The 10496-nt window shown below is 43.5% G+C and carries 7 protein-coding genes and 1 pseudogene; 5 read left to right on the plus strand and 3 right to left on the minus strand.

Annotated elements, in window-relative coordinates; genetic code table 11:
- Positions 1–99: 99 nt before the first annotated feature.
- Positions 100–648 (minus strand): TetR/AcrR family transcriptional regulator, encoded by a 549-nt coding sequence (locus OIN60_RS17685; RefSeq protein WP_305756193.1) that lies wholly within the window; start codon positions 646–648, stop codon positions 100–102.
- A 242-nt stretch (positions 649–890) separates the two neighbouring features.
- On the opposite strand from OIN60_RS17685, the gene OIN60_RS17690 reads away from it, so the two are divergent.
- Together OIN60_RS17690 and asnB are read left to right on the plus strand one after the other, a co-directional pair.
- Positions 891–1652, plus strand: coding sequence for an SDR family oxidoreductase (locus OIN60_RS17690; protein ID WP_305756194.1), 762 nt, complete (start codon positions 891–893; stop codon positions 1650–1652).
- A gap of 208 nt (positions 1653–1860) precedes the next feature.
- Positions 1861–3756: an asparagine synthase (glutamine-hydrolyzing) gene (asnB, locus tag OIN60_RS17695; protein ID WP_305756195.1), complete on the plus strand. Its 1896-nt coding sequence runs from the start codon at positions 1861–1863 to the stop codon at positions 3754–3756.
- 265 nt (positions 3757–4021) lie between these two features.
- On the opposite strand, the gene OIN60_RS17700 is transcribed toward asnB, so the two are convergent.
- Entirely contained in the window at positions 4022–5599 is a 1578-nt protein-coding gene (locus tag OIN60_RS17700; protein WP_305756196.1) for a multicopper oxidase family protein, read from the minus strand.
- Positions 5600–5828: 229 nt separating this feature from the next.
- Here OIN60_RS17700 and OIN60_RS17705 point away from each other — a divergent pair, with 229 nt between their 5' ends.
- Positions 5829–7214 carry a sensor histidine kinase gene (locus tag OIN60_RS17705; protein ID WP_305756197.1) on the plus strand — a complete coding sequence of 462 codons (1386 nt, stop codon included), beginning with the start codon at positions 5829–5831 and terminating at the stop codon, positions 7212–7214.
- Between the two features lie 134 nt (positions 7215–7348).
- Entirely contained in the window at positions 7349–8038 is a 690-nt protein-coding gene (locus OIN60_RS17710; protein ID WP_305756198.1) for a response regulator transcription factor, read from the plus strand.
- A gap of 153 nt (positions 8039–8191) precedes the next feature.
- Here the strand turns inward: OIN60_RS17710 and OIN60_RS17715 are convergent.
- Positions 8192–9445 (minus strand): annotated as a pseudogene (locus OIN60_RS17715) (ISL3 family transposase).
- A gap of 507 nt (positions 9446–9952) precedes the next feature.
- On the opposite strand from OIN60_RS17715, the gene OIN60_RS17720 reads away from it, so the two are divergent.
- The coding region (locus OIN60_RS17720) for a nuclease/transposase family protein (protein ID WP_503122965.1) at positions 9953–10496 on the plus strand (544 nt) is incomplete at its 3' end.

Raw genomic sequence — 10496 nt, forward strand, 5'->3', positions numbered from 1 at the left:
TCTAAGGTAAAGAAATGCGAACCGCCAACGGTAACGAATATGGTTAAATCACTGAAAAAGCCATAGCTGCTGTAACGTAACTACGGCTCACTTTTTCGATTAGTCCAGGTGTATCAATTGAACAATATGCTCTGCTATACGTTGTTCTGTTAGTTTAGTTTGTTCAGCAGTTTGCAGAGTAACTGCTTCATTAATCATGTTGGCATAGATTTGTACGTACAAAGTACGTTCATCATCAGAGTATATTTCCTGCATACAAAGATTCAAATAATGCTTTAGTGCATTAACTAATTTTGAAGAGAGTAGAGGAATAATTTTGTTATAGTTACGGCGACATTTCTTTTTGACCTGTTGATGATACTCAAATGCTGCGAATACTAATTGCATCATATTATCTTTTGTAAATGCACACACACCATTAGTATGTTGTTGAATAAGTTCTTCCGCTGATTTTCTTATAATCTCATCCGCCAATTCATATTTATCTTGGAAATGAGCATAGAAAGTTGCCCTATTGATTTGGGCCCGTTCCGTTAAATTTTGTATTGTTATTTTATCAAAATCTTTTTCTTCCAGCAGTTCAAAAAGTGACTCGAAAATGGATTCTCTTGTTCGAGTTGTACGAATATTTCTTACTTTAAGTCCCATGGCTATAGCTCCTTTTTTTAAACCAACAAATGGCTCGCATTGTTGGTTGTTCTTCGATGATGTTCTGGATACAATTGAACTACTAAAGCAACTATTGTTGTAATAGTATAATACTAAGAAGGTGGTTAGTCTATTCAGAAACTTTAAAGTGCAAGGTTCATAGTAAGTACAGATTTCATCTAACAGTGTAACTAATAAAACTTCAAAGTAATCAAAAAACCAAATATTGGAGGGATTTTATAATGAAACTTACAGGAAACACGATCTTCATTACAGGTGGCGGTTCAGGAATTGGACGTGCATTGGCAGAAGCTTTACACAAGCTTGGAAACAAAGTAATCATCTCGGGTAGAAGAAAAGAGCGTCTGGAGGAAGTACTTAGTGCTAATCCCGGAATGTATGCAGTTGAACTGGACATACAGGATCTTTCCAGTATCGAGGCAACCGCTAAGCAACTTATTCGGGACTTCCCTGATTTGAATGTCTTATTTAATAACGCCGGCATCATGCTTTTCGATGAGGCTGCGGGTGTGATTAACGAAGAGGTTCTGGTTTCAACGGTCTCAACAAACTTACTTGGACCCATTCGAATGACGTCTTCATTAATCGAACATTTGAAGTCTAAAGAAGAAGCTGTGATCATGAATACGACTTCTGCAATCGGGTTTATTCCGTACGCAGCGACTGCGGTGTATTCGGCGACCAAAGCAGCGCTCCATTCCTATACCTTATCACAACGTTATTTGCTTAAAGATACAACAGTAAAAGTATTAGAAATCATACCACCTGGGGTTCAAACGGAACTCATGACAGATCTTAGTGACGATCCGCATGCGATGCCACTTGGAGCATTCATTGAAGAAGCAATAAGATTACTCGGTACGGGTGCTGAAGAGGTTCTAGTGGAACAAGCGAAAATGATTCGTGATCATCAAGGCCCGAATGAAGGAGCTTTTGTAACCCAGCTTAACGATATGGCGACCCAAGCACCAACAGACCATTAAGCTCATCCTTCTATGGCTGGGGTTACGTTTGAAGCTTAATCTGTTTTGTAACGATCCACGGTTATGAAAGCCATGGATCGTTACAATGTAATCATAGTTTTTTATCCCTGAAATATGATTTATATCATAGACAATGAAGGTTGCTTCACACATTCCACATAATTTATGGGTACAATCTTGCCATATTAATTAGAGGAGATTACGCCTAATGTGTGGATTCGTAAGCCTATTCAACAAATATCGTGTGCCTGTAAATAGAAATATGCTACAAAAGATGACGGATACGATCGCCCATCGTGGTCCTGATGATGAGAATCTGTATATCCATGATCACATCGGTTTGGGTTTTCGAAGACTAAGCATACTGGATATCGAGCATGGGACTCAGCCTATGACAAATCATAATCAGGATATTTGGCTCGTATTTAATGGGGAGATCTATAACTATAAGGAGTTAAAGGATTGGTTAGTACAAAAGGGGCATATCTTTCATACCCATTCGGATACGGAAGTACTGCTCCGGTTGTATGAGGAAGTTGGATTTGAGTGTGTAAACTATTTGCGGGGGATGTTTGGATTCTCGATATGGGATCGAAAAAAAGAGCTTCTCTTTGTGGCTCGGGATCATTTTGGCATTAAACCTGTATATTACAGTGAGAATGCATTTGGTTATATGGTGGGGTCCGAAATAAAATCATTACTGGCTTCGGGTGGGATGAATCGGGAAGTCGATGAGAATGCGTTATATCAATATCTCACGTTTCAATATGTGCCTGAGCCTGCGACTATGTTTAAAGGGATTTATAAACTGGAAGCTGGTCATTATATGATCATTCAGGAAAAAGGAGTGACCATCCAACCGTACTATGAAGTGAAATTTGCCCCGAATGAAAATAGATCCTTCTCCGATTTAGCTGAGGAGACTCGCTTCGTATTATCAGAATCTGTGCGTATACACAAAAACTCAGATGTCCGCAGGGGGGCTTTTTTATCGGGAGGCATTGATTCCACAAGCTTAGTGGGGTTACTGCATCGGCTGGAGCCGACCCAAACATTTTCGGTTGGATTTGACATGCCGGGATATAGCGAATTGGAGGAGGCCAGAAAAACAGCCGCTTATTTAGGGACAGAACATCATGAAATTCGTATTAATGCTCAAGAGTATATGGATATTTTACCTTCTTTGATTTGGCATATGGACGAGCCTGTAGCAGATCCATCAGCAGTCGGTCTTTACTTTGTCTCCAGATTGGCTAGTCAGCACGTAAAAATGGCATTTTCGGGTGAAGGAGCTGACGAATTTTTTGGAGGTTATCAAATTTATAAAGAACCCTATGCACTGCGTATGTTTCAAGATCTTCCGGTCGGGATGCGAAAGGCAGCGGGGCAGCTTGCCAAGCTGATGCCCGCTGGCATGAAAGGCAAGGGCTTTTTGGAACGAGGTAGCCTTTTGCTTGAAGAGCGATTCTTTGGAAATGCGAAAATATTCATGGACCACGAAAAAGATCAGGTACTGTCCTCATGGCTGTCCGAAGCTGGAGTTTGTCATTCGACGCTTCAGGTAACGAAGCCGTTTTATGAACAAGCTAAACATTATGATGAAGTTACCCAGATGCAGTATGTGGATATTCACACCTGGCTGAGAGGTAATATCTTAATGAAAGCAGACAAAATGTCGATGGCCAACTCTTTGGAACTTCGTGTCCCTTTTGTGGATACCAAAGTGTTTGAATGGGCTGCAACAATCCCTACCAAGTATAAAGTTACACCTGCTGCGACCAAAATACTGCTCCGGGAAGCGATGAAAGATGTAGTCCCGCCTGATGTGCAGCAGCGAAAAAAACTCGGGTTTCCTGTACCTATCCGAGTATGGCTGAAAAAGGAATGGTATGAATGGGCTAAAAACCTGATCATGACAGCAGACGTGGATAGATGGATCAACAAATCCTATGTTCTTCAATTGCTCGAGATCCATAAGGAAGGGAAATTGGATATGAGCCGGAAATTGTGGACCGTGCTGGTATTTATGATGTGGCACCAACTTTATATGGAGGATCAAACACAATCGTTTTCGGTTCCTTCTAAGAAAAAGATTATTTCATGATTTTGTATTGTCCCCAAAGGTCCTTGGCCGGGGGCACTCTTTTCGTGCGTGGGTGAGACGGCTCCGAGAACGAAGCATTCCTACAATCGCTGTTGACCCTTCGGGCCAAAGGCGACCGCTCCGCTTTTCCGGAATTGCTTCGTTCTCTCCGCTGCCACGTGCATACCCAACTTAAAAATAACAACCAGAAACCGCCAATCTTCTATGAGCATTCTTTGGCTTAACAAAATTGAAAAGAGGGCTGGGACAGCCCCCTTTTCATATTTTACTCTGGTTTATTCCCGGCTTTCGGATCGTTTACAAAGGTAGATTTAAAATCGGAGTATGTTACTTCTGTCATCATACCAGCGGAGGCATGATGAAGATCATGACAATGGAACATCCAGTTTCCGGGGTTATCCGCTATAAAGGCTACGATTACTTCCTCACCCGGCTTTAAATTAATGGTATCTTTTAAAACCCGTGAACCTGTGAGATCCGTTCCGTTTTTACTTAATACCTGGAAGAAGTGACCGTGCAAGTGCATTGGATGATCATCTGTTGCTGAATTGTTTACCATACGAACCAATACCTTATCTCCCTTTTTAACAGCGATATTTTCGGTATCTGGGTAAGTCTTTCCATTCAGTGTATATACGGTTTCCCCGTCCTGCTCCTTCGTGCCAAGTTCCATCGTATATCTCACATCATAAAATTGATAGGGGGTCAATTCCTTTTTTCCTGCTTTACCGTAAGAAGTCATATCAAATGTAGGCAACATCGTGCTGGAATTCTCAGCATCGTTTGCTGTCCCACCCTCTTCTTCATAAGCTATTTTTACACGCATGCCCTCAACCTTTGGATCATCCCCGTGTTCCTCGAGCAGCCATTCACCAGGATTGTCTGCCACAAATTCAATATCATACCGTTCGCCGGGGGCGATGGATATCAATTGATCCTTTAATGCAGTCGGCTCATTTAACGATTGCCCATCCAAAGCGACAACACGGAAATCATGACCGTGCAAGTGCATTTCATGGGTCAAAAATCCGGCATTGATCAACCGCAGGCGTACTTTTTCTCCTTTCTTAACCTTTAAGGTTTGCGTAGCGGTTCCCATCTTTCCATTAATGGTGTACAGATCGTACATACTCATATCATGAGCAGCCTCTTCGGCTCCAGAGCTCTCTGTGTTAGACATATCCATGCCATCCATCTCGCTCATGTTCATCCCGTCCATGCTGGCTGTTCCCGAACTTGCCCACTCATCCAGCATCAATGTGAAATCCCGATCATAGGAATCCGAGGCCTCTTCAACCACAAAACTGCCATAGAGACCTTTATCCAATTGATTGACGGCATCCTGATGAGAATGGTACCAATACGTTCCTGGGGTAGACGCTGTAAAAGAATAGGTGAACGTCTCTCCCGGTTGGATGGCATTCTGGGTCACTCCGGGGATTCCGTCCATAGCATTAGGGACCGGCAGTCCATGCCAATGGATGGTTGTGGGTACAGGTAATTTATTGGTCAGGGTGATCGATACTTGTTCTCCCTCTTTGACCCTGATTTGTGGTCCGGGTATGGAGTTGTTGAATGTGTATACAGGAATAGTTGTACCATTACCTACATCCAGTTCGCCTTCAGACGCACTTAAATTGATTTTGTTGCCAGACAGTACCTGTGGTGTTTTTACAAGTGAAGCACTACTCTTTTTTATGTTCTCGGCAGATATTTTTTCATCTCCCATATCCATTTGAGAGTGATCCATTTTGCCAGTTGCCGCATTTGTACATGCCGCTAAAAGAAGGGATAGCGAGGCCACCGCGGCGATGACCATATATGTTTTGTGTTTTTTTCTCATCGTCTACTCTCCTTAAGATCTTGGTAAAGTTGTAATTGGCTCAAGAATATCATCCAATTGTGTGGAATTTATGGAGTGTCCTAAAAAATCAACCTTCTTTGTCATACGAAAAGGTGAAATGTTGAATAATTTAAGTACGATGTCCCATGAACAATTTAAGCATTGTATCGAAGAGTGCCCTCGTTGTATGGTTGTTGGTGAATGGGTAAATGAAAAGGATGATGCCAGAATGAAGTGGAACCGGATATATTTGAAATTAGGATGCACCATTTTCGGCTTGTTTATGGTGATCCTATTATTGCTTGGGGTTGTCATCAATCAGATTTTTACCAGTTTTTACTCCACACAGGCTCATGAAGAAGCCAATGAACTCGCAGCCCATTTATCCTCCATGCTGGAAGAACGAGTTATCCCATTTGAAACGATGGAAGAATTTACTGGGGTTGAGATATATTTAATTAATAACAAAGGGGAATTTACCTATTTATCGGATGATGGAAATGACCGAAGTGTTCAGCAATGGCCAGAGGTGTGGAGCAACGAGGATTTGCTTGAGGGCAGGAAGTTTGAGAAGGAATTCATGTATCAGAATCAACTGTACTTACTGCATGGGATTCCCGTGAATAATCCATCAGATTCGACGATCAAGGGAATCTATGTGATTAGCTCCCTGGAAAGTATGAAAAACTCCATTTTAACCATCCGGTGGCTGTTGGTGCTGGCAGGAGTCGGTACTTTGATATTGGCATTGGGCTGTATCTTCATTCTGTCAAAAAAATTATCTAATCCCTTAGTGAAAATTGAAGAGGCCACTCGGAAAATTGCCAAGGGAGAGTTGGATACACGGCTCCAAGTTCCATCAAAAGATGAAGTTGGCTCGCTAGCACAGGCCATTAACGACCTGGCGAAGGAATTAAAACGGTACCGGGATACTCGTTCTGAGTTTTTTGCGAATATTTCACACGAGCTTCGAACGCCTGTAACGTACATGCAAGGATATGCAAATATTCTATCTAAAGGATATGTGGAGGATGAAGCAGAACAACAAAAATACTTACATATCATTTCTGAAGAGTCGCATCGCCTTACCGTCATTATCAATGACCTCTTTGAATTAGCCAAAATAGAGGAAGGAAAGATTGAACTAAATATGGAACTGACAGATCCGGCAGAGATCATTCGCCGATCTATGGATAAGGTTAGATTAAAAGCTCAGGAGAAGGAGTTAGAGTTGAGTTCTCACTTTGAAAAGGTCTCTTCCTTCTATGTTGACCCCATCCGGTTTGAGCAAATTCTCCTGAACTTGTTGGAGAATGCCATTCGCTATACGGCCACAGGTAGCGTTCGGATTACACTAACACAAGAGGATAGGCAAGGAATCGTGGCCATATCGGATTCAGGACCAGGTATTCCCAAGGATGAACTCCCCTATATTTTTGAGCGATTTTATCGAGTGGAGAAATCCCGATCCAGGCAGCTCGGTGGAACGGGTCTTGGATTATCGATTGTTCAACATCTGGTTCAATTACAAGGCGGGAAAATTGAGGTAGAAAGCGAAGTAGGAAGAGGTACTGTTTTTAAAGTGATGTTTCCAATCGGAGATCTGAACAGCTAAGCTAACTTTGGAGATTCCTCCACAGAAACTTCATAAATATGGTTTATACTTCTTCGAGTACAAGATGGATTTACAATGGACTTTGGCTAAAATGCATCAATGCACCAGTTATTAACTAAAAGGGCGGTGTAGGCATGGATCTCAACATATTAGTCATCGATGATGAATGGAATATGCGAAATTTGTTGCGTATCGTATTGAGCAAAGAGGGTTTTGAGGTGACTGAGGCTCATAATGGAACGGAAGGATTAACTCTCTTTACTAATAACAAGTTTGATGTTGTTTTACTGGATATTATGATGCCCGATATGGACGGATGGCAAGTTTGTGAAAAAATTCGTCAGTCCAGTACAACTCCTATTATTATGCTGACGGCTCGCAGTGATATTAAAGATAAAGTGCAAGGATTTGAAACGGGCGCAGATGATTATGTGGTTAAACCTGTAGATCCCGAAGAACTTATTGCACGAATTTATGCCTTAGTTCGTCGTGCTGACCAAGCTGCCTCTGCAATCAAGAGAGAACGAAAAATAGAATTTCTAGATCTAGTCATATACCCGGAGAGACTACAGGTTGTAGTCAAGAATTTACCCGTTGAATTAACACACAAAGAGTACGATATTGTCATGATTTTGGCACAAAATCCCCAACGAACGTTTTCCAGGGCATCTATCGTTGAACAACTCTGGGGAAATGATTTTTTTGGAGATCCCAGGGTAGTAGATACCCATATCAAAAATATCCGAGATAAATTTCAGGTTGCCGGTTTATCTTATAATCCCATTCAAACCGTATGGGGAGTAGGGTACAGGTGGGTGGATTAACAGGCTCTTCGCTCTATTGGGTGGGTCAATGGCTATTAAAGAGAGTCATAACCCTTCCGCTTGCTTGGAGAATCTCATAGGCAGAAGGAGCCGTCAAGGAATTCGCTTGACCGCTCCTTCTGCCTATGAGGCGAGGTCACAAGGCGGTAAGGGTTAGTGTGCTCGGCGTGCTCCGAGCACCGGCATACGCAGCTTATTTGCCGTCATATACACCATCGCGATTAGATTTTCAACATTGCGGTAGCCACGCGCCCGGCGCTTGGCCGCTTGCACCAGACCGTTTATGCCTTCAAGCAAGCCGTTGGTCATCTTACTGTGAAACCATCGCAAGATGCCTTCCTCGTGCTTCTTGATGGTCTTCGCCAGTTCGACCATCGGCGAGAGCTGGGAGCGGCCCGCCCAACCCATCCATTCCCGAAGGTAAACGTCCGCGAAGATGTGCGGTGTCATCTAAAACTCCTGCATGGCCAGTTTCAAGCGATAGGCGCGCCCGGTCTGCAGATGACTATCCTTCAGCCGCGCCAACGTTTCCTTTTGTTCCCTTTTGAGGTTGGATTCGTTCTTCAGCCAGATGTACTTCGTATGCTTCAGTTCCGGCGCATGCTTTTGTTCCTGGATTCGCACATCGTCCACGGCTTCGTTCACCAGCTTCATGACATGAAATTTATCAAAGGTGATTTCTGCTTGGGGAAAGTACTCCTGAATCCCTCGGATAAAGGCGGGGGACATATCGCAGCACACGTCTTGGATCTGCTCGGCAGAAGCCCCTTTAGCGGACAGCTGCTCCTTAAAGCGTCCGAGCGTGTCCATTCCTTTGCCTTCGGTTGCAAACAGAACCGTTTTTGCTTGGACATCCACAAACAAGGTGATGTACCGATGACCGCGGCGGGAGGAGGTTTCGTCGATCGCGATCTGTTTCACGCGCGTCCAATCGAGTTCGTCCATGGCTTTCTCAATATAATGGTGGAAGATGCGCCACATCCGTGTGTCGTGCTCCCGTAGTTCCCGTGCTGCTGCATTCACTGGCATTTCCGCCATGAGCCGCATCGCCCATGCTTCGAAATGCAGGGTGAAATGAGACAGAGGGCGTGACCATTTAACCGGAACTTGCGTTACTTTTTTACATGTCCTACAGTTGGTTCTGGGTACTCGTGCATGCATGTATGTTTTCCAATTCCAAAAGTCCAGGTGACGCCACTTTTTCACTTCCGCGTCATAGGCTTTGCTCTCGGCTCCGCAGGCCGGGCAAGCGAAGGTGGAGCCACGCTCAAAGTCGATAAACAAATGCCAAGCTTCTTCTTTGTCGTCGAACTCGACGTGCATTAATTTCCATGGCTCCTCCAGTTGGAGCGCTACCTTGAACATTTCGTAAATCATGTTATCTTCGCTGTTTAATGACGTCCACATTGGTCCTTCCCACCCTATTAATGTTCTTACTCAGGAGTATTGACCATTTCTCTATTAAGCAGACATCAGGAATCCACTATAGCGATGAAGCGATTAACATAAATCATGAGGTGAGTTATGAAAAAGCAGGACTGGTTAATAGCTATCTTCATGATATTGATCGGCCTGGCTTGTATGATTTTGTCTGCAACTCATTTTTCTATAGCACCTATGAACTCTTTCTTGGAGATGTTATTGAGGTTGATGAGAGCATAAAAAGGAGGAGCCCCTTCGAATACTATATAAACATACACTTATCCAAAGGGAGGGTATCTTGTTGGAGCAAATTCATAACCGCGCATGGACACATGCGACTTTAGTCGTGTGAGGAATTGCGCTCGGCATAAGGGCTACCCATCGGTAGCTCGAAAGCCGAAAGCTCCATGCTACCTCCTTCCGCCATGAAGATTTAACCATTCCCCATTGAATCCTATGATATATTTAATGCAGTGAGAAGAGGTGAGTCGAATGTCTACCATTACAGCAAAAATCCAAATCTATGTCCCGTATGAACATACGGAAATGCTCATCAAGACAACTCAAGCCTATCGGAAAGCATGTAACTATCTTTCAGTCATTGTATTTCAAACCAAAGAATTACGTCAGCGTGCACTCCATGACTTGTATTATCGAGAGCTGCGGGGCCGTTTTGGTTTGAAAAGCCAAATGGCGCAATCGGTGATCAGAACGGTCATCGCCCGCTATACCTCTGCCCGATCCAACGGGCACGATTGGAACCTGGTCCAATTCAAACGACCTGAATATGATCTGGTTTGGCATCGAGATTACGCTTTGAACGATGATCGGTTTAGCGTAAATACGCTGGACGGACGAGTGAAGCTTCGTTACAAAAAGCGAGGCATGCAGCACTTCTTTGACGGGACGTGGAAATGGGGCACGGCCAAGCTCGTGTACAAACATAAGAAGTGGTTTTTGCATATTTCCATGACCAAAGAGTTCTCTGAATTGGATCTTACAAAGGTCAACCATATTGTTGGCATTGACCTGGGAA

Origin of the sequence: Paenibacillus zeirhizosphaerae (assembly GCF_030705605.1) — a bacterium.
GTDB lineage: Bacteria > Bacillota > Bacilli > Paenibacillales > Paenibacillaceae > Paenibacillus > Paenibacillus zeirhizosphaerae.